This window comes from Mycobacterium asiaticum (assembly GCF_001673315.1).
Taxonomy (GTDB): Bacteria; Actinomycetota; Actinomycetes; order Mycobacteriales; family Mycobacteriaceae; genus Mycobacterium; species Mycobacterium asiaticum_B.
The window spans coordinates 48,796-72,193 of record NZ_LZLQ01000024.1 but is presented as its reverse complement, the minus strand read 5'-3'; the positions used below and the strand labels follow the sequence as shown (position 1 = coordinate 72,193).

Genomic DNA, 23,398 nt, shown 5'->3' with positions numbered 1-23,398 from the left:
CAGCGGTCAAGCAGCGGTCAACCCGCGGTCAAGCAGCGAGAACTGACACCCGGCACCAAGAGCGAGAATGTAATTTCCACTTTTCTGGAACGCTGTTGTACCGTTCGGTGAGTCGCATTTTTCTCCGATCTGATGGAGGACCCTCGATGCAGAAGGCACTGGCCCCTGAGATTTCGACCTGGCCCGACGAGAATCCGCAGCTGATCGGTAGTCGCTGCGGCAGTTGCGGGGCCACGACGTTCCCCGTGCAGCAGTGGTGTCCGCGCTGCAGCCTCAGCGAGATGAGCGAGGTGTTGTTGCCGCGACAAGGCAGCCTGGTGGCGTGGACCACCCAGGGATTCCCGCCCGGAGCCCCTTACGCGGGTCCGACCGGAAAGGACTTCGTACCGTTCGGCGTTGGCCTGGTGCAGTTGGGTGACGTCATCCGCGTCGAAGGACGGTTGACCGAGAACGATCCGGCCAAGTTGCAATTCGGCCAGGAGGTTGGCCTGACGTTCGTTCCGCTGACGACGGACGAAGACGGCAACGAAATCCTGACCTTCGCCTTCGAGCCCGTCGCCGAGGGGGCTTGAGATGACGAACGATGTGGCCATCATCGGCGTGGGCCTGCACCCATTCGGCAGGTTCGACAAGACGGCGATGCAGATGGGTGCCGAGGCCATCCAGTCCGCCCTCACCGATGCCGGAGTGCAGTGGAAGGACATTCAGTTCGGCTTCGGCGGAAGCCACGAGGTGTCCAATCCCGACGCGGTCACCCGCCTGGTCGGGTTGACGGGCATCACCTTCACCAATGTGTTCAATGCCTGTGCGACCGCCGCGAGTGCCATCCAGCAGACGGCCGACACCATCCGGCTGGGCAAGTACGACCTGGGCATCGCCATCGGCCTGGACAAGCACCCCCGCGGGGCCTTCACCGACGACCCGGCCAAGCTTGCCCTGCCGCAGTGGTATGCCCAGAACGGTCAGTTCGTCACCACCAAATTCTTCGGCATGAAGGCCAACAAGTATCTGTACGACCACAACATTTCTCAGGCCACCTTGGCCAAGGTGGCCGCCAAGAATTTCCGCAACGGTGCGTTGAACCCGAATGCGTTCCGGCGCAAAGCGATTTCCGAGGAGGAGATCCTCAACTCGGCCGTGCTCAATTACCCCCTGACGCAGTACATGTTCTGCGCACCCGATGAAGGTGCCGCGGCGGTTGTCATGTGCCGGGCCGACATTGCGCACAAGTTCACCGACAAGCCCGTCTACGTGCGTGCCTGCGAGATCCGGACCCGCCGCTACGGCGCCTACGAGGTACACGCCACCTTCGCACCGTTGGACCAGGATGTCTCCCCGACGGTGTACGCCGCCAAGGCCGCTTACGAAGCCGCGGGTATCGGACCCGAGGACGTCGACGTGGCACAGTTGCAGGACACCGACGCCGGCAACGAGGTCATCCATATGGCAGAGACGGGCCTGTGCGCCGACGGCGAGCAGGAGAAGCTGCTGGCCGACGGCGCCACCGAGATCCACGGCTCGATGCCGGTTAACACCGATGGCGGGCTGATCGCCAACGGTGAACCGATCGGCGCGTCGGGGCTGCGCCAGATGCACGAGTTGGTGCGTCAATTGCGTGGGGAGGCCGGCGAGCGCCAGGTGCCAGGCAACCCGCGGGTCGGCTTGGCCCAGGTCTACGGTGCGCCGGGCACCGCGTCCGCGACGATCTTGTCGCTGTAATTCCAGCGTGAGCAGACGCAGAGTCGCACAAACCAAAGGGATTATGTGCGAGTCTGCGTCTGCTCGCGGGCACAGCGCTAGATAGCGGGACCCAGCAGGTCGTCGGCGTCGCGAATAATGTAGCCATAGCCCTGCTCGGCCAGGAAGCGTTGCCGGTGTGCGGCGTATTCGGCGTCCAGGCTGTCGCGTGCGACCACCGAATAAAAGATGGCGCCGCCGCCATCGGCCTTCGGGCGCAACAACCGGCCCAACCGCTGAGCCTCTTCCTGGCGGGAGCCGAATGTGCCCGAAACCTGCACTGCCACAGAGGCTTCCGGGAGGTCAATAGAGAAATTGGCAACCTTGGACACCACCAGGGTGGAGATCTCGCCGCGGCGGAAGGCGTCGAAGAGCGCTTCGCGTTCCTGGGTCTTGGTGGCGCCCTGGATCACCGGCGCATTCAACTCGGAACCCAGCTCGTCGAGCTGATCGAGGTAGGCGCCGATCACCAGCGTTTGCTCACCGGGGTGATTCTTCAGAATCGACTGCACCACCGCAATTTTGGTGTGCACCGTCGAACACAGCCGGTAGCGTTCCTCCGGTTCGGCGGTGGCATACATCATCCGCTCGCTGTCGGTCATCGTGACGCGTACTTCCACACACTCGGCCGGGGCGATCCAGCCTTGCGCTTCGATGTCCTTCCACGGTGCGTCATAGCGTTTGGGACCGATCAGCGAAAAGACGTCGCCCTCGCGGCCGTCTTCGCGAATAAGCGTGGCGGTCAGGCCGAGTCGCCGCTTGGATTGGAGGTCGGCGGTCATCCGGAACACGGGCGCAGGCAGCAGGTGCACCTCGTCGTAGATGATCAGACCCCAGTCGCGGCTATCGAACAGTTCCAGATGCCGGTACTCGCCCTTGGTGCGCCGGGTGACCATCTGGTATGTCGAAATGGTGACGGGCCGGATCTCTTTGCGCTCACCGGAGTATTCGCCGATCTCGTCCTCGGACAACGATGTACGCGCCACCAACTCACGCTTCCACTGCCGCGCGGCGACAATGTTGGTGACCAGGATCAGCGTCGTGGCTTGGGCTTTGGCCATGGCAGCCGCGCCGACGAGGGTCTTACCGGCGCCGCAGGGGAGCACCACCACCCCGGATCCGCCGGCCCAGAACGAGTCGGTGGCCAATTGCTGGTAGTCGCGCAGTTCCCACCCGTCGGGCTGCAGGCTGATCGGGTGCGCCTCGCCGTTCACATAGCCAGCGAAATCCTCTGCAGGCCAACCGATCTTGAGCAGCATCTGCTTGACCCGACCACGCTCGCTGGGATGCACCACGACGGTGTCGTCGTCGATGCGCGCACCCAGCATCGGGGCGATCTTCTTGTTGCGCAGCACTTCCTCGAGGACCGCGCGGTCCAGGCTAATTAACGTCAGGCCGTGCGCGGGATGCTTGACCAGTTGCAGCCGCCCGTAGCGGGCCATGGTGTCGACGATGTCGACCAGTAACGGTTGCGGGACGGCGTAACGGGAGAAGCTGACCAGGGCGTCGACCACCTGCTCGGCATCGTGGCCCGCGGCGCGCGCATTCCACAGTGCCAGTGGCGTGATGCGGTAGGTGTGCACGTGCTCAGGGGCGCGTTCCAGTTCGGCGAACGGTGCGATGGCAGCGCGCGCTGCCCCGGCCAGTTCATGGTCCACTTCGAGCAGCACGGTCTTATCCGACTGCACGATCAGCGGCCCGTCAGACATAACGCGACTCCTCCCTCATTATTCATCTGCCGCCATCACCGACGTGATGCGGTGAATCGCGAAGTCCCGCAGCCGCCCCGACGCCGAATCAAAGCCCACCAACTGACCACCTTTGACGACGACCGGGGACACTACTCGCTGAGTGGCGACCCCCGCGGCGTCGAGGTAGCCGATCAGCACCGTCTCCTGGTCCTTGGCGGCCTGTTGCAGCAACGAGATTGCAACGGCGGGATCGACGCGATTGTTCCCGAACGGCGCGGCGGTCACCTTGCGCAGCACCGAGACCACGGCATGGAGGGTCTCGCTGTTGGGGCGCGATACCGGCCGGTACGGCCGTCGTTGCTGCGGCACGGGCACTCGGGCGCCACGGTTGCGTATGTCCACGATCGCCCCGGTGGAGTCCTCGGCGGCCGGCGCGAAGCCGGCCGAGCGCAACGCCAGGAGCACGTCGGCGATCGAGGACGGCGACACCGCCACCGTCGGTGCGACCGCGCGCAGGTGTAGCTGTTCGGCCGCCGGCGCTGCGATCGCCTGGGCCAGCAACGCTGGATCTTCGCAGCGCACGAAGGAGGCGGCCATGCCGATCCGCAGTTGGCCGTGGCGTCGGGCGACGTCGTCGATGAGATACGTGAGTCCTTGCGGTACCGGTGTTTTCGAGTGACCGGCGAAGAATGCATGCATCCAGTCGCGGGTCTTGCCGATGTCCAGCGCATGCCGGATCGACTGCTCGCTGACCCGGTAAACCATTGCCGCACCGGCCGATTCCACAGTGGCAACGGCGGCCAGTTCATCGGCGAGGTCTCGCTCCAGCGGTCCGGGCACCACGACAGTCAGGTCGGCTTGCACCAGGAAGTGGTCTATCGGTTTGGGTAGTGCCCGCGTCATCGCGTCGACGACAGCGTCCGCGTCGACATCGTCTTCGAGCAGGGCGCGACCGGGCGTGCTGATCGCTCCGCGCCCCACCAGACCTAGCGCGTGGCTCTCGGAGAGCAGGTCGGCGACCGGTTCCGGCTGGAGCCGTCGCGCCCAGCGCGGGCGGCGCCAGATCAAGGCGGCGGATGCGCTCGTCGCATCTACCCCGGCGCCCGGTGGCAATCCGGCCAACATGTTCAAGAGTAGGCGCCGGTCCAACGGCGCGGCAGTGGAAAACAGTGAATCGGATAGCGCTCCATAGGGTTTGGCGTCAGGGCCGCGGGTGCCGATCAGCGCCGGTCGGCCCGGCAGGTCGAGCCAGGTGCTGACCAATAGGTACCAGCGGTCAGCGGCGCCGAGCGTGGTGAACCGGTCGGCCGTTGCCGTCGGCGCCCAGTAGGGCCCGTCGCCGTGGGAGGGTTCGGGTTCTGGGGTGCCACTGGCGATCAGTCCGGCCGCGGCCGCAAGCTCGAGTACCAGCCCGAGCCGCGGCTCGTCGATGCCGGTCACCTTCGCGAGTCGTTTGAGATCACGAACTCCTAACCCGCCGCTGCGCAGCTCAGCCACCGGTGCGGTACCGAGGTTCTCCAGCAGGACGTCGACCTGGCGCAGCAGATCGATGACCGCACCGGCGGCCGCCGCGTCGACATCCGCGGGTTTGGTGGTCGAGATGGTCGGGTTGGGTTCGGTGAGTTGCCGCGGGCCTGGGTTCTCACCGCGTAGCACTTGTGCGACATGGCGGGGCAGGATCACGGTGTCGGCATCGATGCGTCGCAGCAGACCCGTTGCCAACAACCGCGGCACCGGCCGGTCCGGCGGAGCTCCCGGGGCCGCGTCGCGGGTGCGCCCCATCGGCGACCCTTCGAGCAGCTTCTCCAACACGTCGCGCTGCGCGTCGTCGACCGACGCGATCATCGCGGCGATCTCGTCCCCGGTATGCGTACGGTCCTCGAGCGTGACCTGGCCGGGATGCCACGGCAGTGCCGTGCCGGCGTCGGCGGCGACGCGGACCGTGCTCTCACCCCATACCAGCGCGCGATCCCGAAGGTCGTCCAGCGCCGCGGCCACGTCATCCTGGGGGGCGTTGTCGCCAATCAGCGTCAGCAGTTTGGCGACCGGAACGGGTTCGGCGTCGGCCTGCAAGACCAGCAGTGCGTCGAGCACGCTGAGCCGCAGGAAGTCGAGGTCATCGGTGGCAGCCTTCACCGACTGCCGCGCCTGGGCGCGCGCTGCCAGCGCCGCGATGCTGCCGGGCGGCGGCTGGGCGAGGTCCGGTCGCAGCTTCAGCAGCAGAATCAGCCGCTCGTCAGGCAAGTCGGCCAGCCAGGACCCCAGCGGAATATCCGGGGAGTGTTCGGTCATTGCTGATCAAGCCTAGGCGCGACCGGCAACCTTCCGCCGCGGACGTTAACAGCACCTGTCAGAATGGATCGCGTGGCTGACACAGGCAAAGCAAAGTACGTGGACAACGGCTGGCCCACCACCGACCCGGACGACCACGCGGTGAGCGAACTCGTGACAGACCGCACGGGTGCGCTCTCCCCCTTCGGCGAAGTGGTGTTTCCATTGCCCGCTCATGAGCTGCCCTATGTCCATCCGGTGACCGACGCGACCTGGTAGGTCGTCGGCATGTCCGGGGCGGCCGGGCCGTCTAAAGGCCCGGGGACCGCGCTCTCTCACCTGGATGACCGGGGGGCGGCGCACATGGTTGACGTCACCGATAAAGGAACCACGCGACGCACCGCCGTCGCGTCCGGTGCCCTGCGCACCTCCGCGGAGGTAGTGGCGCTGATATCCAGCGGCGGCCTGCCCAAGGGCGATGCCCTGGCCACCGCCCGGGTGGCCGGCATCCTGGCCGCCAAACGCACCAGCGACCTCATCCCGTTGTGCCATCAGTTGGCGCTCACCGGAGTGGACGTCGACTTTTCCGTCGGCGAGTCAGTTATCGAGATCGAAGCGACGGTGCGCAGCACCGACCGAACGGGAGTGGAGATGGAGGCGTTGACTGCCGTGAGCGTTGCGGCCCTCACCCTGTACGACATGATCAAGGCGGTCGACCCGGCCGCGCGCATCGACGACATCCGGGTGCTTCGCAAAGAAGGCGGCCGTAGCGGAAGCTGGGTGCGCTCATGAGTCGGACCGCACGAGTCATCATCGCCAGCACGCGCGCCGCGAGTGGTACCTACACCGACGAAACCGGGCCGATGATCGCGGAATGGCTGGAGCAGTACGGGTTCCTGCCCGTACAGCCGCAGGTGGTTGCCGACGGTAATCCAGTCGGTGAGGCGTTGAACGACGCGCTCGACGACGGCGTCGACGTCGTGATCACCTCCGGTGGAACCGGTATCTCGCCCACCGATACCACCCCGGAACAGACCGTGGCCGTGCTGGATTTCGTCATTCCCGGGCTTGCTGACGCCATACGCCGCGCCGGCGAGTCGAAGGTGCCCACCTCGGTGCTCTCCCGCGGGGTCTGCGGGGTGGCCGGCCAGACGCTGATCATCAACCTGCCGGGCTCGCCCGGCGGTGTTCGCGACGGCCTCGGGGTACTGGCCGACGTCCTCAACCACGCGCTGGATCAGCTCGCCGGGAAAGACCACCGACGATGACGCTGGTCCTGCGCGCCGCAGTGACCGAGCAACCGATCTCCCTGGACGAACACGAGGCCCTGGTCGGACACCAGTCCGCCGGAGCCGTGGTCGGCTTTGTCGGCGTGATCCGCGATCACGACGGGGGACGGCAGGTAGTGCGGCTCGAATACTCTGCGCACCCGTCGGCGCAACAGGTGCTCGCCGAGGTGGTTGCCGAGGTTGCCGAGCGGGCCAGCGGTGTGCGGGCAGTCGCCGCCAGCCACCGCGTCGGGGTGCTGCACATCGGCGAGGCGGCGCTGGTGGCCGCGGTGGCGGCCGACCATCGCCAGGCGGCGTTCGCTACCTGTGCACAGCTGGTAGACACCATCAAAGAACGGCTACCGGTGTGGAAGCACCAATTCTTCGAAGACGGGGACGAAGAGTGGGTGGGTTCGGCCTGAACCCGGTGGGCTCAGGCCGCCACCTCAGCTGATCGGGCCTTGGGCGAACGCGTCGAGCGCGTCGTTGCCGGCAACACCCTGGTCAACGATTGCCTGCCACAGCTGCTGGGTGTAGCCGACGGTCGAGACCTCGTGGATGGTCACGGGGTCGGGCACCTCAGCCGGTGCCGGCGCCGGCAACTCGCCCGGCTGGAAGCCAGCATCAACGACCGGTGGGGCGACCTCAGGAGCGGGCGCAATGTCGCCGGGTGCCGGAGCGGGCTCGGCCGGCGCAGGCGCGAGTTCGGCCGGCGCAGGGAGTTCGGCCGGCGCGGGCGGCAACTCGACCGGAGCGGGTGCCAGCTCCTCGGGAGCGGGCGGCAACTCAACCGGAGCGGGTGCCAGCTGCTCGGGAGCGGGCGGCAACTCGACCGGAGCGGGTGCCAGCTGCTCGGGAGCGGGCGGCAACTCGACCGGAGCGGGTGCCAGCTCCTCGGGAGCAGGAGGCAACCCGACAGGAGCCGGAGCCAACTCGGCGGGCGCGGGCAGGTCGTTTCCGGCCAGTTGCACCTCGGGGGCGGGCGCTTCGGCGGGCGGCGGCACGTCTGCGGGCGGCGGGGCCAGTTCCCCGTTCAGCCCGGGCGCATCCAGCGGCGCGTTGAGGCCGGCCGGCGCGGGAAGTACGTTGCGGGGCGACGGGCTCGACAGGCCGGTGCCGCACACCGGCCAGGCGCCGCGGCCCTGACTGGCCAGCACTCGCTCTGCGATCGCTATCTGCTGGTCCTTGGTGGCCATCTGGGCGGACGGCGCGAACTCCTTGCCGCCGTGCGACGCCCAGGTGCCGGCTGCGAACTGAACGCCGCCGTAGAAGCCGTTACCGGTGTTGATCGACCAGTTGCCGCCGGACTCGCACGCAGCAACCCGATCCCATTCCTGGTCGGTTGCGGCGGCTGCCTGGGCGGCCATGGCGATGCTGCCGCCGCCGAGCACGGCGCCGGTGAAGGCGACCTTGGCGACGCTGACGCTCGAGGTAGTGGGCTTACGGTGACGTCCGCTCATACGCTGAAGAATTCCTCTCGTGTACACGCCTGCGAGGTCAGCTGTCGGGTTCGGGTGGAAGAGGTCACCCGGCCGCATCGGTCTCCGTTGACACAACGGCGGCTTCACCCCAAGGAGCCAGAAGGCCCCGGTCCGAACTCGGCGGACCTGGTGGGTCCCCCGCCTCCATCCGCGGGTCGGAATCCCTACCTATCGGATGGAGCTAGGCGCGTTATAGGTAAGGGAGGACTCGTCATTCGGGTTGTGTTGACGAACCCCCCGAGACGCTAGCGGGTTCGGGCGGTCTCGTCACCTCTATGCGAAACGGGCGTTTTGGTCACAGCGCCCGGGCAAAATGCCAGGAACGGCCAGCGTTTGCCCAGCTCATAGCACCCGAAATCGGAGCGTGGCCGGGTTGTTATCTTTCCGTTACGTGAGATATGTCACAGTTTTAGCCGCCGGCAAAGGGCGGGAGTACGTCAACCGTGTTGCCGGCGGATAACACCGACGTCTCATCTCGGACGGCAATCCCGTCCCGCAGATAAGAGCATCGACTCAAGACCGTTGCGAGCTGGCTACCCCGGTTGGCGAGTTCCTTAACCAATTCGGCGACTGTGGTGCCGCTTCGTAATGTGAGCGTTTCCGACTCGGTGCCCGCGGCCGCGCGAGCAGCGGCGAAGTAGCGCACCGTCACCGCGATCTGGTCCGTGCCCGACGTCTCAGCCACCGATGGCGCTCATCGGTCGGGCGGGTTGGACGAACCCGGGGTCGTTGATGCCGTGGCCGGCGGGCTTACCCCACATGGCGACGCGCCACGCCGCCTCGATGGCTTGGTCGACGGCCTCGCCGCGCAGCAGACCGCGCAGATCGGTTTCCTCGGTGGCGAACAGGCAGCTGCGGATCTGCCCGTCGGCAGTCAGCCGCGTGCGGTCACAAGCGGCGCAGAAGGCGTGCGAGACCGAAGCGATGACGCCGAATTTCCCGGCCGGTGTATTCGGTCCGGTGTCGACCAGCCACAGCTCGGCCGGCGCCGATCCGCGAGGAGTCGGGTCGGGCCGGAGCCGGAAATGCGGCCGCACCGCGGCCAGCACGTCGTCGGCGGTCAACGTTGCGCCGCGACGCCACTGATGGCTGGCGTCGAGCGGCATTTGCTCGATGACCCGCAGCTGGTACCCCAGCTCGAGGCAGTACCGCAACAACTCGACGACGTCGTCGCGGCCGGTCGTAGGGTCCAGGACGGCATTCACCTTCACCGGCCCGAGGCCGGCCTCTTTGGCAGCCGTCAGCCCCGCCAGAACCTCGTCGAGGCGATTTCTGCGAGTGATGGCGGCGAAGCGGGCTGGGTCCACGCTGTCCAATGACACGTTGACGCGGTCCAGGCCCGCTGCGGCCAGCGCGGCCGCACGTTGTGCCAATCCCACCCCGTTGGTGGTCAGCGAGATCTCCGGACGGGGGGTGAGACCTGCGGTCGTCGCGACCACCTCTTCGAGGTGGGGAACCAGCAGCGGCTCGCCGCCGGTGAACCGCACGCTGGTGACTCCCAGTCGGGTGACGGCGATGCGGATCAGCCTTGCCAGCTCCTCGCGCGTGAGCAGTTTGTCTTTCGGTAGCCAGTCCAAGCCCTGTTCCGGCATGCAGTAGGTGCACCGCAGATTGCAGCGGTCGGTGAGGGACACCCGCAGATCAGTGGCCACCCGGCCGTAGGTATCGATCAGCGGTCCGCTGCCGGGGGCCGGCGAAGCCTCAGCATCCTGCTGCGGGCGGGGCATCTTCGGTAAACCCAGCGGGGTCAGTGTCATGCCGAGACCCCGTACCTACCCGGGGAGGCGACCGGAACGATCTCCCTGCCGAGCGGCAGCAGCGACACCGGAATCAATTTGAGGTTGGCCAGCGCCAGCGGAATTCCGATGATCGTGACGGCCATCGCCAACGCACTCGCCAGATGCCCTATCGCCAGCCACACCCCAAACAGAATCACCCAGATCACGTTGCCGACCAAGGCGCCGGTCCCGGCACCTGGCTTCTCCACGATCGTTCGGCCGAATGGCCACAGCGCGTACGACGCTATGCGCAGCGACGCGAACCCGAATGGAATGGTGATGACCAGCACGAAGCAGACGAGAGCAGCCAGCAGGTATCCGAGGGCCAACCAGAGGCCACCGAAGACTAGCCAGATGACATTCAGAATCAGGCGCATATCTCCTCCAGCGGTAAGACCAGCGTACCGATCCGCGGTTAAACCGGGGTGCTCGGTCGACGACCACCCGAGTAGGATCTGAGATCGTCATCGCGTCCTGCGCATGCGGGACGCGTTTTATGTTGTGTACCGGTGATCCGTCAGACAAGCAGGTGAGAGCAGTGCCGACCGGCAAAGTGAAGTGGTACGACTCCGAAAAGGGGTTTGGCTTCCTGTCGCAGGAGGACGGCGAAGACGTTTACGTCCGCTCGTCGGCGTTGCCCGAGGGTGTCGAAGGTCTCAAAGCGGGACAGCGGGTCGAGTTCGGCATCGCTTCCGGCCGGCGGGGTCCACAGGCATTGAGCCTCAAGCTGATCGATCCGCCGCCGAGCCTTGTCCGGACTCGCCGCGAGGCCTCCCGCCAGGCGCCGGCCGAGCACAAGCACAGTCCCGACGAACTGCACGGCATGGTCGAGGACATGATCACGCTGCTGGAAAGCACCGTGCAGCCGGAACTTCGCAAGGGTCGTTACCCGGATCGCAAGACGGCGCGCCAAATCAGCGAAGTAGTGAAGGCCGTGGCCCGGGAGTTCGACGCTTAGGCGCGCAGTTGCCGGCGTATCCTCACGCCCAGCGGGTATTCCGGTCACATCGGGATGCGTCAGCAAGGAGGCGGCGGCAAATGGCACAGCAAGAGGTCACCGAGGAACAGGCCAGAGCCGTCGCGGAGGAATCCCGCGAAAGCGGTTGGGATAAGCCATCTTTTGCCAAGGAATTGTTTCTCGGCCGCTTCCCGTTGGAGCTGATCCACCCCTTCCCCACGCCGGCAGCCGCCGATGAGACACGCACCCGGGAGTTTCTGCAGAAACTGAAGGACTTTCTCGGTGGCGTCGAAGGCAGCGTGATCGAGCGCGAGGCACGGATTCCCGATGAATACGTCAAGGGCTTAGCCGAACTGGGTTGCTTCGGCATGAAGATCCCGACGGAGTACGGCGGCCTCGGCATGTCGCAGGTCGCGTACAACCGCGCGCTGATGCTGGTGTCGAGCGTGCACCCCAGCCTTGGGGCGTTGCTGTCGGCGCACCAGTCGATCGGGGTACCCGAGCCGCTCAAGTTGGCCGGGAGCGAGGAGCAGAAGCGGAAGTTCCTGCCGCGGTGTGCAGCCGGGGCGGTCTCGGCGTTCCTGCTCACCGAGCCGGACGTGGGATCCGACCCGGCGCGGCTGGGATCCACCGCGACACCCGTCGACGACGGCCAGGCCTACGAACTTGAAGGCGTGAAGCTGTGGACCACCAATGGGGTGGTCGCCGACCTGCTGGTGGTGATGGCCCGCGTTCCCAAGAGCGACGGACATCGAGGGGGCATCAGTGCCTTTGTCGTGGAAGCCGATTCACCCGGGATCACCGTGGAGCGGCGTAACCAGTTCATGGGGCTGCGCGGCATCGAGAACGGCGTGACCAGGATGCATCGGGTGCGCGTTCCCGCCGAGAATCTGATCGGCCGTGAAGGCGACGGTCTGCGGATCGCGTTGACCACCCTCAACGTTGGGCGGCTGGCGTTACCCGCGATGGTGACGGGATCGGCCAAATGGTCGTTGAAGATTGCGCGCGAGTGGTCCAGTGAACGCGTGCAGTGGGGCAAGCCGGTCGGCAAGCACGAGGCGGTGGCCCGCAAGATCGCATTCATGGCCGCGACCACTTACGCCCTGGATGCGGTGGTCGAATTGTCGGGGCAGATGGCCGACGAGGGCCGCAACGACATTCGGATCGAAGCGGCGCTGGCCAAGCTGTGGTGCAGCGAGATGGCCTGCGTCATAGCCGATGATCTGATGCAGATCCGCGGCGGCCGCGGGTACGAGACGGCGGAGTCGCTGGCGGCGCGCGGGGAACGCGCGGCGCCGGTTGAGCAGTGCCTGCGCGACCTGCGGATCAACCGCATCTTCGAAGGTGCCAGCGAGATCATGCGGTTGCTCATTGCCCGGGAGGCGGTGGACGCGCACTTGAATGCCGCCGGTGACCTCGCCAAGGCGGACGCCGACTTGCGGCAGAAGGCCGCTGCCGCAGTGGGTGCCAGCGGCTTCTACGCAAAGTGGTTGCCCAAGTTGGTCTTCGGTGAGGGCCAACGGCCGACTTCGTACCGTGAGTTCGGTCCGCTGGCATCGCATTTGCGGTTCGTCGAACGCTCCAGCCGAAAGTTGGCCCGCAACACCTTCTATGGGATGGCACGCTGGCAGGCCAAGCTGGAGCAGAAGCAGGGTTTCCTCGGCCGCATTGTCGACGTCGGCGCCGAATTGTTCGCAATGGCTGCGGTATGCGTTCGCGCGGAGGCGCAACGCACAGCTGATCCCGTGGTCGGTCAGCAAGCCTACGAACTAGCCGAATTGTTCTGCCAGCAAGCGACTTTGCGAGTTGAAGCGCTGTTCGAGGAGTTGTGGACCAACACCGACAGCGGCGATGTGCGGCTGACGAACGACGTGCTGGACGGTCGCTACAGCTGGCTGGAAGACGGAATAATCGACCAGTCGGAGGGGACTGGGCCATGGATTGCGCCGTGGGAACCTGGTCCGTCTACCGAGTCGAACCTGGCCCGTCGGTTCACCTCTTCACAACCGACCGCATCCAACCTCTGAGGCGGAGTAATGGGCTCTTATGTTGCCGGAACGGGCGAATTCAATCGCGACACCAACTACATCACCACCCGGATCACCGCGGACGGGCGAGACGGTTACCCGGTGGAGCCGGACCGCTACCGGTTGATTGTCGCCCGGGCATGTCCATGGGCGAATCGCACCATCATCGTTCGCCGCTTGCTAGGCCTGGAATCTGTTCTTTCCATTGGATTTTGCGGCCCAACCCACGACCAGCGCAGCTGGACCTTCGACCTCGATCCCGGTGGCGTGGACCCGGTGCTCAAGATCCCGCGGTTGCAAGACGCGTTCTTCAAGCGCTTCCCGGACTACAAAAAGGGCATCACTGTCCCGGCGATCGTCGATGTCCCGAGTGGGGCAGTGGTTACCAACGACTTCGCCCAGATAACGCTCGACTTCTCCACCGAGTGGACCGCCTACCACCGCGACGGTGCGCCGCAGTTGTATCCCGAAGAGTTGCGCGACGAGATCGACGAGGTGAGCACCCGGATCTACACCGAGATCAACAACGGGGTCTACCGTTGCGGCTTCGCCGGTTCACAGGAAGCGTACGAGGCGGCCTATGACCGGTTGTTCACCGCACTGGACTGGGTGAGCGATCGGCTGGCCAACCAGCGTTTCCTGGTGGGGGACACCATTACCGAGGCGGATGTGCGGTTGTTCACCACGCTCGCACGCTTCGATCCGGTGTATCACGGGCACTTCAAATGCAATCGCACCAAGCTGTCCGAGATGCCGATGCTGTGGGCGTATGCCCGAGACTTGTTCCAGACCCCGGGTTTTGGGGACACCACCGACTTCGTGCAGATAAAGCAGCACTACTACATCGTGCACGCCGACATCAACCCCACCGGGATCGTTCCGAAGGGGCCGGACCTGTCGGGCTGGTTGTCCGCACATGGGCGGGAGGAGTTGGGCGGCAGACCGTTTGGCGATGGTACCCCGCCCGGACCCACTCCCGAAGGGGAGCGGGTGCCGGCCGGTCACGGCGCGTAGCGGCCTCTGCGCCACGCGTACCTAGTGTGCGCCCTGGGCGTTGAGAGTGCAGATACGGCCGCGAAATCAGTGATTTTCCCACCCAGGACGCACAGGCAAAGCCGTGAATGCACAGACAGAGCCGTGAGCGCACAGGCAAAGCCGTGAGCGCACAGACAGAGCCGTGAATGCACAGACAAAGCCCTGAGCGCACAGGCAAAGCCGTGAATGCACAGACAAAGCCCTGAGCGCACAGGCAAAGCCCTGAGCGCACAGGCAAAGCCCTGAATGCACTCTCGGCGTGTTCAGGCCCGAGGCAGCCACCTCAGAAGTTCAGTCGCACCGACCATTCCGCGTGCGGGGCTTCCCGTAGTTCGCCGTCGTCGACCACCAGCGTCAGTAGCTGCACGACCAGCCCCGCCAACCGTCCCCGATGCGGGTCGACGGTCGGGATGGTAAGCGCCAGCCGGGAGTTCGGGCGAAAGAACGTCGTCGCGGTGTTGGTCGGGTCGTCATAGATCTGCAGTAATCGCCACGGGGCCCGGCCAATTGCATCGGGCACCGAGAGCTGCACCGGATAACGTTCGGTCGCCCGCAGTTCACCCTGTGACTGCGGCGTCTGGCAGTCGTTGAGGTTGAGCACGTTGCAGTACATGTATGGCCCTACCCGGGTGGACTGGCCGTGCGAGTAGGCGCTGACCATCGGCCAATGCGGACCGGAAGGCCGCAACAGCAGCCAGGTCCCGATGCCCGCTGCGATGGCCAGCACCAGCATGGCGACCGTGAGCATCACCCCAGTACGTTTCACCGCGGCATCGCACCCGTCGAAGCGCCTCGACGCCCGCCCTCCTGCTCGACCATGACCGGCCGATTGCCGCCGAGACCGGGGATCAGCGAGTCACCCCGGAAGCTGACGATCGTCTGAGCCAGGCCGAGGATCAACAGCGCACTGACCGCGGTGAACCCCACCCACAATTCGGTGTACACCAAGACCCCGACCGCGCCGCCCAGCACCCAGGCCAGTTGCAGGGTCGACTCGGATCGGCCGAAACCCGAGGCGCGCGACTCTTCAGGCAGATCATGCTGCAACGAGGCGTCCAGCGAAGCCTTCGCAATGGCGCTCGACCCGGAGGTGATGAGGGTCGCGACCGCCGCGACCACCAGGTTGCCGGCTACCGCGGCGGCCAGCGCGAACGCGGTGACCACCAGGGTGCAGCGCACCACGAGCACGGCGGGCCGGCCCAGTTTCAGCCGGGCACTGGCGAAGTTGCCGGCGAAATTGCCGATCGCGGCGGCCGCGCCGATGATCCCCAGCATGGCCAACTGGACCCATCCGTCGGCGTCGTGCGCCTTCGCGACGAATGCGGGATACAGGAACAGGAACCCGACCATGACCTTGATGGTGCAGTTCCCCCACAACGAAGTGATGATGTTGCGGCCCAATGGCTGTCGAAGCTTGCCACCGACCTGCTTGGCGCCTTCCTGCCAACTGCGGTGCAACGCATCGCTGTGGCGGTGGTAGGACAAGGTGGCCGGAACTTCGCCGGCGGTCACCTCGACCCAACTCGGAATCCGCATCGACAACAGGGCACCGACGATCGTGATGCCCACGACGACGAACAGTGCACCCGGCATGTTGAGCAAATGCGTGCAGGCGAATTCGACGCCGGCGGCGATGGCTCCGCCGGCAATAGTCCCGCCGAGCAACCCGAACACGGTGAGCCGCGAATTGACCCGGACCAGGTCGATGCTCGGCGGCATCACCCGCGGCGTCACCGCGCTGCGCAGCACGCTGAACGACTTCGAGAACACCATCATGGCCAGCGCGCAGGGATACAACACCCAAGGCGGAAAGCTACCGCTGGCCCCGTCGTAATTCATTATCAGCACCAATGCCAGCGCCGTGCGCAGCGCGAACGACAGGGCCAACGCGACCCGCCGGCCGTGCTGCAGTTTGTCCAGCGACGGTCCGATCAGCGGTGCGATCACGGCAAACGGTGCGATGGTGATCAACAGGTACAGCGCGACTTTGGATTTACTTTCACCGCTCGCCGCTGCGAAGAACAACGTGTTCGCCAAGGCCACTGCCATCGCGGAGTCGACAGCGAAGTTCGCCATAACCGGCCACGTCAGCGCCGTCAGCCCCGACTTGTCGGCACCGTCGGCGGTGGCGGCGCGTTGCACCATCCAGTACATCCGGGAGCCCATTTCTCGGCTACGCATCGCCGCTGCGCGGGTAACGGTGATGCGTTCACCGTTGGTGTAACCCCGTTGCGGCGGAGGATCGCTGGCGCGGTCGGGTGGCTCTTCGCCCAGTGGCGGCAGATAGCGGTTGGCACTGGGCATCGGCGGGGGGCGTCGGGTGCGCCGGTGGTCGGCGCCGCGATCATCCTGGGCAGGATAGTTGGCCATCCCCGGATGCTGTTCGAACGATCCAGGTGGCCCATTGCGGGTCCGTTGGCCCGGCAGAGGAGCCATTCGGCCCGGATGGTCACCTCGCCCTGCAGACACCATTCAATTCTGTCCTATGCCGGGTCGCTGCGGAGGAAACCGGGTGCGGCTCGCCGGTCCGTGTCTCCCGACGGTCGGGCGGTGCACAGTCGGCAGCGGCACCGAGCCCGGTGACGTTAAGGTGACATTGTGACCGGACCCAGCGACGAGACCGCCCGCGAAGGCGGTGCTGTGACCGTGGCCGAGTGGCCGGATGAACTGGCCGGAGTGCTGACAGGTGCGGCTGAGCAGGCCCGAACCGCGGTGGCGGAATTCAGCGGGCCGGATTCCGTCGGCGATTACCTGGGGGTCACCTACGAGGATCCGAATGCTGCCACCCACCGATTCCTTGCGCACGTGCCCGGCTACCAGGGCTGGCAATGGGCAGTTGTGGTCGCCGGCTACGCCGGCGCCGACCGCGCCACGATCAGTGAGGTGGTGCTGATCCCGGGACCGACCGCGCTGCTGGCACCCGAGTGGGTGCCTTGGGACCAGCGGGTGCGGGCCGGAGATCTGAGCCCCGGTGACCTGCTGGCGCCGGTCAAGGATGACCCGCGGCTGGTGCCCGGCTACAGCGCCAGCGGGGATCCGCAGGTCGACGAGGTGGCCGCCGAGATCGGCCTGGGTCGGCGTTGGGTGATGAGCGCCTGGGGTCGCGCCGAGGCGGCCGAACGATGGCACGAAGGGGATTTCGGTCCCGACTCGGCGATGTCGCGCTCGACCAAGCGGGTGTGCCGCGATTGCGGATTCTTCTTGCCGCTGGCCGGCTCCCTGGGCACGATGTTCGGGGTCTGCGGGAACGAGCTATCCGCAGACGGGCACGTCGTCGACAAGCACTATGGCTGCGGCGCTCATTCCGACACCCCGGCCCCCGCGGGTACCGGATCACCGATGTACGAGCCTTACGACGACGGTGTGCTCGACGTCGTGGAAACACCGGCCACTTCGTCTGCCGAGGCCGGCGAACCTGCCGACGATTAGCTGTTCTCGGCGGCGGCCTTGATCTTTGCCAGCGACGCGTTCATACCCTCGACCAGCTCACGTTCGAAGTTTTCGGTCCCGCCCATCACCGTGTTGACCGTCATGCTGGAGAACGCAGTCACGCCATTTTCTGCGTGACGACTTTCGGTCACCCGGGTGCCCTCGCCGTGGGGTTCGAGTTCGTAACTCCAGATGGTCCGGTTGGCGTCCACTCGAAACGCCAGCTTCTGCTCGGGTATCACCTCGACGATGGTGCTGGTGGTGGGCCAGAACAACCGGTTCCGTCGGTTCATGTTCAGTGTGCGCGTCCCGGTGCGTAGCGGACCGAACTGACGCATCCAGCGACATTGCGGGCTCCACTCGGGCATGCGCCGCAGGTCGGAGATCAATTCCCAAACCTTGGCGGGTGGTGCATCGATGTCGATCGAAGTCTGGAGCAGCGGGGCTACCATTCGTGTCCTCCTACGCGTTGCCGGATGTCATTTCTTGTCGAGATAGGTTTCCAGTCCGGATTGGGCGCCGCGGGCACCACGGCGGGCTGCGGCGAGTTGCCAGACGAAGATGCTGGTGCCGAGCGCCGTGACCCCGAGTCCGGCGACCGTCACCGGTCGCCACGTCTGGAGGGTCGGCAGCAGGAATGCGGCGCCCACGGCGACCAGCCAGCCCAGTGCGCCGACCAGAATTACCGGCCACACCGCGAGCAGCGCCGGTGGCAGCGGTGGTGGTTCGGGTTCGGACTGGTTACTCATCGCTTTCAACATAGCCGCGCAGCCCCTACGGCCTGACGGGCAGACCACCGGTTCTGTTTGCCTGGCCCTGCCTGACAGCGACGGTGTTCGTCGATTCTTAGCCAACTTTCGGAAATAACGTTGTAACCTCGCGCTGTGCCTGACAGCGATGCGCGGCTAGCTGCCGATTTGTCGTTGGCGGTCATGCGGTTGGCCCGCCAACTCCGGTTTCGCAACCCGTCGGCACCCGTGTCGTTGTCCCAGTTGTCGGCACTGACCACCCTGGCCAACGAGGGCGCTATGACGCCCGGGGCGCTGGCCATCCGCGAACGAGTCCGGCCTCCGTCGATGACTCGGGTGATCGCCTCACTGGCCGACGAGGGCCTGGTCGACCGTGCGCCGCACCCGGTCGACGGGCGGCAGGTGCTGGTTTCGGTCTCCGAATCGGGTGCCGAGTTGGTCAAAGCAGCCCGGCGGGCTCGGCAGGAGTGGCTGGCTGAACGGTTAGCGACCTTGGACGACGGGCAACGGGACATCCTGCGCAATGCCGCCGACCTGATCTCGGCTCTGGTCGACGAAAGCCCGTGACTGCGCCTGCACCCGGCCTCGACGTTCAGGACGTCACCGACCCCGACGACCCGCGTCTCGACGATTTCCGCGACCTGAACAGCATCGATCGCCGGCCCGACCTGCCGACCGGCAAGGGACTGGTGATCGCCGAGGGGGTGCTCGTCGTGCAGCGCATGCTGGCGTCGCGGTTCACCCCTCGCGCCCTGCTTGGCACCGATCGCAGATTGCAGGAACTCAAAAATGACCTGGTCGGCGCGCCAGCACCCTACTACCGGACCTCCGCCGAGGTTATGGCGCAGGCGGTGGGATTCCATCTCAATAGGGGTGTGTTGGCCGCTGCGAGCCGGGTCCCTGAGCCCAGCGTCGCCGAAGTCGTCGACGGCGCACGCACCGTCGTAGTGCTCGAAGGCGTCAATGATCACGAGAACCTGGGTTCGATCTTCCGCAACGCCGCGGGCCTGGGTGTCGATGCCGTGGTCTTCGGCAGCGGCTGTGCCGACCCGCTGTACCGCCGCGCGGTGCGAGTGTCTATGGGGCATGCGTTGCTGGTGCCGTATGCCCGCGCCGATGACTGGCCGAGGGACCTGTTGACGCTTCGAAGCACCGGGTTCCGGCTGCTGGCGATGACCCCGCAGGGCGACGCTCGTGGCCTGCCGGAGGCAATGGCCGAGGTGCAGGACGAACCGGTCGCGTTGCTGGTTGGCGCGGAAGGGCCGGGGCTGACCAGCGCTGCGCTGCGGATCAGTGACATGCGGGTACGCATCCCGATGTCACGTGGAACCGACTCGCTCAACGTCGCGACGGCCGCGGCGGTGGCGTTCTACGAGCGCGTTAGGCTCGCGTCGTGAACGACGAGTCCGTTCCCTGGGCAACGGGTTTGGCGGTCGCCGGCTTCGTCGCTGCGGTCACTGGCGCAGCGATCGTGGTGCTCAGTCTGGGGTTGATCCGCGTGCACCCGCTGCTGGCGGTGGGCCTGAACCTGGTGGCCGTCGGCGGATTGGCGCCGACGTTCTGGGGCTGGAGAAGCAAATTGGTGCTGCGGTGGTTCGTGCTGGGCGCGGGAGTCGGCGTAGCCGGGGCGTGGCTGGCGCTGGTCGCGCTAACGCTGAGCCAGTAAGGGCGTAGCCGCTAGCGCTGGCCGCCGGAGCGCACGCCCAGCAGCACGTCCTCCCACGCCGGGATGGCGGGTTTGCCGCGCCGGCTGGCCGGTTGTTCGACCGGTGCCGACGGCCCAGCGGGTGTGTCGGTCGCGTTCGGTGCCGGGGGAGCCGCCGGGGGTGCAGGTTTCGCGGTCGTGTCCGGGTTTTCGGAGGCGTCGAAGGCGAGTCGCGCGACGGGCGCCAACTGCCGAGGTTTGAAGTCGGGGTCGATCAGCTCACTGGCTGCGTCGTCGACGGCGGTCACGATGCCGCCGTGCGCGCCGGGCGTGAAGCGGAAATGCGCCACGTTGTCCGAGCGGCCGGCTTGCCATCCCAGCTGCACCGTCCATCGGCTGTCTTCGTTGCGCCAGGCGTCCCAGCTGAGTTTCTCAGCGCTCAGGCCACGCGCCACCAACGCCATGGTGACGGTCTCGAGCAAAGTCAGCACCGCCGGACCGTCGGCCAGGAGCGGGTGTGAGGCGGTGGCCAGCTCTGCGGCACGGTAACGCTCCAGCAATACCGGGTTGGCGAACCGCTGGATACGGGCCAGATCCGATCCCGATGCGGCGGCCACTTGTTCGACAGAAGCCCCGGCCCTGATCCTGGCTTGAATCTCCTTGGGGCTGAGCATGTTTGTGACGACGATGTCGAGAGGCGGCTGCTCCGGCGGGATCGGCCGGCCGTCCAGCGCGGCCCGTAACCGGTCGTCGGCCGGAAGTCTGAACTTCTCCGCCGAGCTGGCACCCTCGCAGAGGACGAATTTGCCGTCGGGGTCGAGCCCAACCACTTTGAGTTCCCGCATGGCTTCTCCTCGCAGGTTCCGTGCAGGTCAGCGCCGGACCCATTACCTGCGCACTTTAACGCAGTGGACCTCTGCAACCCGTGCTGACACGCTGGATTGTTGCGGGCTGATAACGGCCTTGATTGGGGCCGCGTCTAGAGCCGCTCGACCACCCAGTCGACGCATGCCACGAGGGCGCTGATGTCGTCGGGGTCTATCGCCGGGAACATCGCGATTCGCAATTGGTTGCGACCGAGTTTGCGGTACGGCTCGGTGTCTACGATGCCGTTGGCGCGCAGGATCTTGGCCACCGCGCCGGCGTCCACGTCGTCGACGAAGTCGATCGTGCCCACCACCTGCGAGCGCAGCGCGGGATCCGCGACGAACGGGGTGGTGTAGGAGCGATCTTCCGCCCACGAGTACAACCGCTGCGACGAATCCGCCGTTCGCTTGACCGCCCAGTCCAGGCCGCCGTTGCTCAGCAGCCAGTCGACCTGCTCGGCCATCAGGGCCAGCGTGGCGATCGCCGGGGTGTTGTAGGTCTGGTTTTTCACGCTGTTCTCCACCGCGATGGGCAGGGACAGGAAGTCGGGAACCCAGCGTCCCGACGCCGCGATCGCCTCGACGCGGGACAGCGCCGCCGGGCTCATGACGGCCAGCCACAGGCCGCCGTCGCTGGCGAAGTTCTTCTGCGGGGCGAAGTAGTAGGCGTCGACGTCGGTGATGTCGACCGGCAGCCCACCGGCGCCCGACGTGGCGTCGATCACGACCAGGGCGTCACCGGAATCGGCGGGGCGACGAACCGGCACCGCGACGCCGGTCGATGTCTCGTTGTGCGCCCAGGCGATCACGTCGACCGACGGGTCCGACTGCGGCTCGGGCGCGCTGCCCGGGTCTCCCTTGACGATGATCGGGTCGCCTACGAACGGGTTCTTGGCGACACTCGAAGCGAACTTCGAGCTGAATTCGCCGTAGGTCAGGTGCAGCGAACGCTTGTCGATCAGGCCGAACGCAGCGGCGTCCCAAAATGCGGTCGCGCCGCCGTTGCCGAGCACCACCTCATAGCCGTCGGGTGCCGAAAACAGCTCCGCCAGACCCGATCGGACCCGCCCTACCAGGTTTTTTACCGGCGCCTGGCGGTGCGAAGTACCGAACAGCTCCGCCGCGGTGGTGCTCAGCGCCTGAAGTTGTTCGGGTCGGACCTTCGACGGGCCACAACCGAAACGGCCATCGCGGGGTTTGAGGTCGGCGGGAATCTCGAGCTGGTCAGCCATGGTCATCAGGGTAGTGAGCCAGGCTGCGCGCTAGCTGAACGGGCCGGTGCTGTGACTTAGGCCACAAAGGCGGCGCGATTCGGGCTAGGCCACAGTGCCTCCTGCAGGTCTGGTTAATTGCCAGTACCGCCGGTACCGTATTTATTACACGTCCTATCCACACAGGCACCGAGGAGGCTGCTCATGGCTGTTGGACAAGCCAGGACGCGCATGGTTCGGCGGTGGCGCCGCAACATGGAAGTGCGGGACGACACCGAATACGTGGACATGCTCGCCACCCTGTCTGAGGGATCGGTGCGGCGAAATTTCAACCCCTATACCGATATCGACTGGGATTCACCCGAGTTCGCAGTCACTGACAACGACCCCAGGTGGATCCTGCCGGCGACCGATCCGCTGGGTCGGCACCCTTGGTATCAGGCACAAACCGACGAAAAGAAAATCAAGATCGGGATGTGGCGACAGGCCAACGTGGCCAAGGTGGGGCTGCACTTCGAGTCCATCCTGATCCGTGGCTTGATGAACTACACCTTCTGGGTGCCCAACGGATCGCCGGAATACCGATACTGCTTGCACGAATCGGTCGAAGAGTGCAACCACACCATGATGTTTCAGGAGATGGTGAACCGCGTCGGTGCCGACGTGCCGGGAATGCCGCGGCGGCTGCGCTGGATTTCGCCCGTGATTCCGTTGGTGGCCGGTCCACTGCCGGTGGCCTTCTTCATCGGTGTGCTCGCCGGGGAGGAGCCGATCGACCATACCCAGAAACAGGTTCTGCGCGAAGGTAAGTCGTTGCACCCCATCATGGAGCGGGTGATGGCCATTCACGTGGCCGAGGAAGCGCGGCACATCTCCTTCGCCCACGAGTTTCTTCGGAAGCGCTTGCCGCACTTGACCAAATGGCAGCGGTTCTGGGTTTCGCTGTTCTTCCCGCTGACGATGCGGATTTTATGCAACGCAATCCTGATCCCGCCCAAGGTTTTCTGGCAGGAGTTTGATATCCCGCGTTCGGTGAAGAAGGAGATCTTCTTCCGGTCGCCGGAGTCACGAAAGTGGTTGCGCGACATGTTTTCCGACGTCCGCATGCTGGCCTACGACACCGGGCTGATGGAGAATCGCTCTGCTCGGCTGATGTGGCGACTCTGCAAGATCAACGGCAAGCCGTCGCGTTACCGCAGTGAGCCGCAGCGCCAGCGCCTGGCCCCCGTCACGGCGGCGTAACTTACACCGG

26 protein-coding genes and 1 riboswitch are annotated in these 23,398 nt (G+C 65.9%); of the genes, 14 read left to right on the top strand and 12 right to left on the bottom strand.

Annotation, left to right across the window (positions count from 1 at the left end; genetic code table 11):
• Window positions 1-146: 146 nt before the first annotated feature.
• Together A5636_RS04070 and A5636_RS04065 are read left to right on the top strand one after the other, a co-directional pair.
• Complete coding sequence (locus A5636_RS04070; RefSeq protein WP_065157414.1) at window positions 147-572, top strand: Zn-ribbon domain-containing OB-fold protein; 426 nt, start codon at window positions 147-149, stop codon at window positions 570-572.
• Window position 573: 1 nt separating this feature from the next.
• Window positions 574-1,719 carry a thiolase family protein gene (locus tag A5636_RS04065; RefSeq protein WP_065157413.1) on the top strand — a complete coding sequence of 382 codons (1,146 nt, stop codon included), beginning with the start codon at window positions 574-576 and terminating at the stop codon, window positions 1,717-1,719.
• 77 nt (window positions 1,720-1,796) lie between these two features.
• On the opposite strand, the gene A5636_RS04060 is transcribed toward A5636_RS04065, so the two are convergent.
• Entirely contained in the window at window positions 1,797-3,446 is a 1,650-nt protein-coding gene (locus tag A5636_RS04060; protein ID WP_065157412.1) for a DNA repair helicase XPB, read from the bottom strand.
• A gap of 18 nt (window positions 3,447-3,464) precedes the next feature.
• A complete protein-coding gene (locus tag A5636_RS04055; protein WP_065157411.1) occupies window positions 3,465-5,720 on the bottom strand; it encodes a helicase-associated domain-containing protein in 2,256 nt (751 codons plus the stop codon).
• 63 nt (window positions 5,721-5,783) lie between these two features.
• On the opposite strand from A5636_RS04055, the gene A5636_RS04050 reads away from it, so the two are divergent.
• From A5636_RS04050 to A5636_RS04035, 4 genes are read left to right on the top strand one after another with little or no spacing between them, the layout of a single operon-like run.
• Window positions 5,784-5,978, top strand: coding sequence for a hypothetical protein (locus tag A5636_RS04050; protein ID WP_065157410.1), 195 nt, complete (start codon window positions 5,784-5,786; stop codon window positions 5,976-5,978).
• A gap of 9 nt (window positions 5,979-5,987) precedes the next feature.
• A complete protein-coding gene (moaC, locus tag A5636_RS04045; protein WP_081287591.1) occupies window positions 5,988-6,491 on the top strand; it encodes a cyclic pyranopterin monophosphate synthase MoaC in 504 nt (167 codons plus the stop codon).
• Window positions 6,488-6,967, top strand: a complete 480-nt coding sequence (locus tag A5636_RS04040) for a MogA/MoaB family molybdenum cofactor biosynthesis protein (protein WP_065157408.1) — start codon at window positions 6,488-6,490, stop codon at window positions 6,965-6,967. The genes moaC and A5636_RS04040 overlap by 4 nt, the downstream gene beginning before the upstream one ends.
• A complete protein-coding gene (locus A5636_RS04035; RefSeq protein WP_065157407.1) occupies window positions 6,964-7,389 on the top strand; it encodes a molybdenum cofactor biosynthesis protein MoaE in 426 nt (141 codons plus the stop codon). Before A5636_RS04040 ends, A5636_RS04035 begins: the two co-directional genes overlap by 4 nt.
• 24 nt (window positions 7,390-7,413) lie before the next feature.
• Here the strand turns inward: A5636_RS04035 and A5636_RS04030 are convergent, their stop codons facing one another.
• The 4 genes from A5636_RS04030 to A5636_RS04015 all read right to left on the bottom strand — a co-directional run bounded on the left by A5636_RS04030 (window position 7,414) and on the right by A5636_RS04015 (window position 10,603).
• Entirely contained in the window at window positions 7,414-8,427 is a 1,014-nt protein-coding gene (locus A5636_RS04030) for a transglycosylase family protein (RefSeq protein WP_065157406.1), read from the bottom strand.
• 9 nt (window positions 8,428-8,436) lie between these two features.
• Window positions 8,437-8,619, bottom strand: a riboswitch (cyclic di-AMP (ydaO/yuaA leader).
• 238 nt (window positions 8,620-8,857) lie between these two features.
• Window positions 8,858-9,133 (bottom strand): MoaD/ThiS family protein, encoded by a 276-nt coding sequence (locus A5636_RS04025; protein WP_065157405.1) that lies wholly within the window; start codon window positions 9,131-9,133, stop codon window positions 8,858-8,860.
• Window positions 9,126-10,205 (bottom strand): GTP 3',8-cyclase MoaA, encoded by a 1,080-nt coding sequence (gene moaA / locus A5636_RS04020; RefSeq protein WP_065157404.1) that lies wholly within the window; start codon window positions 10,203-10,205, stop codon window positions 9,126-9,128. Before moaA ends, A5636_RS04025 begins: the two co-directional genes overlap by 8 nt.
• The gene (locus A5636_RS04015; RefSeq protein WP_065157403.1) at window positions 10,202-10,603 is read right to left on the bottom strand and encodes a YccF domain-containing protein; all 402 of its coding nucleotides are present in this window, start codon (window positions 10,601-10,603) and stop codon (window positions 10,202-10,204) included. Before A5636_RS04015 ends, moaA begins: the two co-directional genes overlap by 4 nt.
• A 161-nt stretch (window positions 10,604-10,764) precedes the next feature.
• Here A5636_RS04015 and A5636_RS04010 point away from each other — a divergent pair, with 161 nt between their 5' ends.
• From A5636_RS04010 to A5636_RS04000, 3 genes are all read left to right on the top strand, one after another.
• On the top strand, window positions 10,765-11,184 hold the full coding sequence (locus A5636_RS04010) for a cold-shock protein (RefSeq protein ID WP_065157539.1): 420 nt from the start codon (window positions 10,765-10,767) through the stop codon (window positions 11,182-11,184).
• An 80-nt stretch (window positions 11,185-11,264) separates the two neighbouring features.
• Complete coding sequence (locus A5636_RS04005; RefSeq protein WP_065157402.1) at window positions 11,265-13,211, top strand: acyl-CoA dehydrogenase family protein; 1,947 nt, start codon at window positions 11,265-11,267, stop codon at window positions 13,209-13,211.
• A 9-nt stretch (window positions 13,212-13,220) separates the two neighbouring features.
• Window positions 13,221-14,225, top strand: a complete 1,005-nt coding sequence (locus tag A5636_RS04000) for a glutathione S-transferase family protein (RefSeq protein WP_065157401.1) — start codon at window positions 13,221-13,223, stop codon at window positions 14,223-14,225.
• A 304-nt stretch (window positions 14,226-14,529) separates the two neighbouring features.
• On the opposite strand, the gene A5636_RS03995 is transcribed toward A5636_RS04000, so the two are convergent.
• Both A5636_RS03995 and A5636_RS03990 read right to left on the bottom strand, forming a co-directional pair.
• On the bottom strand, window positions 14,530-14,994 hold the full coding sequence (locus A5636_RS03995) for a DUF2771 domain-containing protein (protein ID WP_065157400.1): 465 nt from the start codon (window positions 14,992-14,994) through the stop codon (window positions 14,530-14,532).
• Window positions 14,995-15,008: 14 nt separating this feature from the next.
• Entirely contained in the window at window positions 15,009-16,682 is a 1,674-nt protein-coding gene (locus A5636_RS03990) for an MFS transporter (protein ID WP_065157399.1), read from the bottom strand.
• A gap of 162 nt (window positions 16,683-16,844) precedes the next feature.
• On the opposite strand from A5636_RS03990, the gene A5636_RS03985 reads away from it, so the two are divergent.
• On the top strand, window positions 16,845-17,675 hold the full coding sequence (locus A5636_RS03985) for a DUF3027 domain-containing protein (protein WP_065157398.1): 831 nt from the start codon (window positions 16,845-16,847) through the stop codon (window positions 17,673-17,675).
• On the opposite strand, the gene A5636_RS03980 is transcribed toward A5636_RS03985, so the two are convergent.
• Both A5636_RS03980 and A5636_RS03975 read right to left on the bottom strand, forming a co-directional pair.
• The gene (locus tag A5636_RS03980; RefSeq protein ID WP_065157397.1) at window positions 17,672-18,127 is read right to left on the bottom strand and encodes an SRPBCC family protein; all 456 of its coding nucleotides are present in this window, start codon (window positions 18,125-18,127) and stop codon (window positions 17,672-17,674) included. The two genes, A5636_RS03985 and A5636_RS03980, sit on opposite strands and share 4 nt — an antisense overlap.
• A gap of 27 nt (window positions 18,128-18,154) precedes the next feature.
• Window positions 18,155-18,424: a DUF2530 domain-containing protein gene (locus tag A5636_RS03975; RefSeq protein WP_065157538.1), complete on the bottom strand. Its 270-nt coding sequence runs from the start codon at window positions 18,422-18,424 to the stop codon at window positions 18,155-18,157.
• A 135-nt stretch (window positions 18,425-18,559) separates the two neighbouring features.
• On the opposite strand from A5636_RS03975, the gene A5636_RS03970 reads away from it, so the two are divergent.
• The 3 genes from A5636_RS03970 to A5636_RS03960 are packed head-to-tail and all read left to right on the top strand — an operon-like array spanning window position 18,560 to window position 20,090.
• On the top strand, window positions 18,560-18,991 hold the full coding sequence (locus A5636_RS03970) for a MarR family transcriptional regulator (RefSeq protein WP_065157396.1): 432 nt from the start codon (window positions 18,560-18,562) through the stop codon (window positions 18,989-18,991).
• Window positions 18,988-19,821 carry a TrmH family RNA methyltransferase gene (locus tag A5636_RS03965; protein WP_065157395.1) on the top strand — a complete coding sequence of 278 codons (834 nt, stop codon included), beginning with the start codon at window positions 18,988-18,990 and terminating at the stop codon, window positions 19,819-19,821. The genes A5636_RS03970 and A5636_RS03965 overlap by 4 nt, the downstream gene beginning before the upstream one ends.
• Window positions 19,818-20,090, top strand: a complete 273-nt coding sequence (locus A5636_RS03960) for a DUF2537 domain-containing protein (protein ID WP_065157394.1) — start codon at window positions 19,818-19,820, stop codon at window positions 20,088-20,090. The genes A5636_RS03965 and A5636_RS03960 overlap by 4 nt, the downstream gene beginning before the upstream one ends.
• Before the next feature lie 11 nt (window positions 20,091-20,101).
• Here the strand turns inward: A5636_RS03960 and sepH are convergent, their stop codons facing one another.
• Window positions 20,102-20,914: a septation protein SepH gene (gene sepH, locus A5636_RS03955; protein ID WP_065157393.1), complete on the bottom strand. Its 813-nt coding sequence runs from the start codon at window positions 20,912-20,914 to the stop codon at window positions 20,102-20,104.
• Window positions 20,915-21,048: 134 nt separating this feature from the next.
• Window positions 21,049-22,167 carry a phosphoserine transaminase gene (gene serC / locus A5636_RS03950; RefSeq protein ID WP_065157537.1) on the bottom strand — a complete coding sequence of 373 codons (1,119 nt, stop codon included), beginning with the start codon at window positions 22,165-22,167 and terminating at the stop codon, window positions 21,049-21,051.
• A 183-nt stretch (window positions 22,168-22,350) separates the two neighbouring features.
• Between serC and A5636_RS03945 the strand changes: the two genes are divergently transcribed.
• Window positions 22,351-23,388, top strand: a complete 1,038-nt coding sequence (locus A5636_RS03945) for an AurF N-oxygenase family protein (RefSeq protein ID WP_216638806.1) — start codon at window positions 22,351-22,353, stop codon at window positions 23,386-23,388.
• Window positions 23,389-23,398: the final 10 nt, after the last annotated feature.

Coding starts and splice junctions, on each gene's coding strand:
- sepH (WP_065157393.1), bottom strand. CDS start 20,914: ATGCGGGAACTCAAAGTGGTTGGGCTCGACCCCGACGGCAAATTCGTC.
- serC (WP_065157537.1), bottom strand. CDS start 22,167: ATGGCTGACCAGCTCGAGATTCCCGCCGACCTCAAACCCCGCGATGGC.
- A5636_RS03980 (WP_065157397.1), bottom strand. CDS start 18,127: ATGGTAGCCCCGCTGCTCCAGACTTCGATCGACATCGATGCACCACCC.
- A5636_RS04055 (WP_065157411.1), bottom strand. CDS start 5,720: ATGACCGAACACTCCCCGGATATTCCGCTGGGGTCCTGGCTGGCCGAC.
- A5636_RS04065 (WP_065157413.1), top strand. CDS start 574: ATGACGAACGATGTGGCCATCATCGGCGTGGGCCTGCACCCATTCGGC.
- A5636_RS03995 (WP_065157400.1), bottom strand. CDS start 14,994: ATGCTCACGGTCGCCATGCTGGTGCTGGCCATCGCAGCGGGCATCGGG.
- A5636_RS04060 (WP_065157412.1), bottom strand. CDS start 3,446: ATGTCTGACGGGCCGCTGATCGTGCAGTCGGATAAGACCGTGCTGCTC.
- A5636_RS04035 (WP_065157407.1), top strand. CDS start 6,964: ATGACGCTGGTCCTGCGCGCCGCAGTGACCGAGCAACCGATCTCCCTG.
- A5636_RS04030 (WP_065157406.1), bottom strand. CDS start 8,427: ATGAGCGGACGTCACCGTAAGCCCACTACCTCGAGCGTCAGCGTCGCC.
- A5636_RS04000 (WP_065157401.1), top strand. CDS start 13,221: ATGGGCTCTTATGTTGCCGGAACGGGCGAATTCAATCGCGACACCAAC.
- A5636_RS04050 (WP_065157410.1), top strand. CDS start 5,784: ATGGATCGCGTGGCTGACACAGGCAAAGCAAAGTACGTGGACAACGGC.
- moaC (WP_081287591.1), top strand. CDS start 5,988: ATGTCCGGGGCGGCCGGGCCGTCTAAAGGCCCGGGGACCGCGCTCTCT.
- A5636_RS03990 (WP_065157399.1), bottom strand. CDS start 16,682: ATGGCTCCTCTGCCGGGCCAACGGACCCGCAATGGGCCACCTGGATCG.
- A5636_RS03975 (WP_065157538.1), bottom strand. CDS start 18,424: ATGAGTAACCAGTCCGAACCCGAACCACCACCGCTGCCACCGGCGCTG.
- A5636_RS03945 (WP_216638806.1), top strand. CDS start 22,351: ATGGCTGTTGGACAAGCCAGGACGCGCATGGTTCGGCGGTGGCGCCGC.
- A5636_RS04040 (WP_065157408.1), top strand. CDS start 6,488: ATGAGTCGGACCGCACGAGTCATCATCGCCAGCACGCGCGCCGCGAGT.
- A5636_RS04005 (WP_065157402.1), top strand. CDS start 11,265: ATGGCACAGCAAGAGGTCACCGAGGAACAGGCCAGAGCCGTCGCGGAG.
- A5636_RS04015 (WP_065157403.1), bottom strand. CDS start 10,603: ATGCGCCTGATTCTGAATGTCATCTGGCTAGTCTTCGGTGGCCTCTGG.
- moaA (WP_065157404.1), bottom strand. CDS start 10,205: ATGACACTGACCCCGCTGGGTTTACCGAAGATGCCCCGCCCGCAGCAG.
- A5636_RS04070 (WP_065157414.1), top strand. CDS start 147: ATGCAGAAGGCACTGGCCCCTGAGATTTCGACCTGGCCCGACGAGAAT.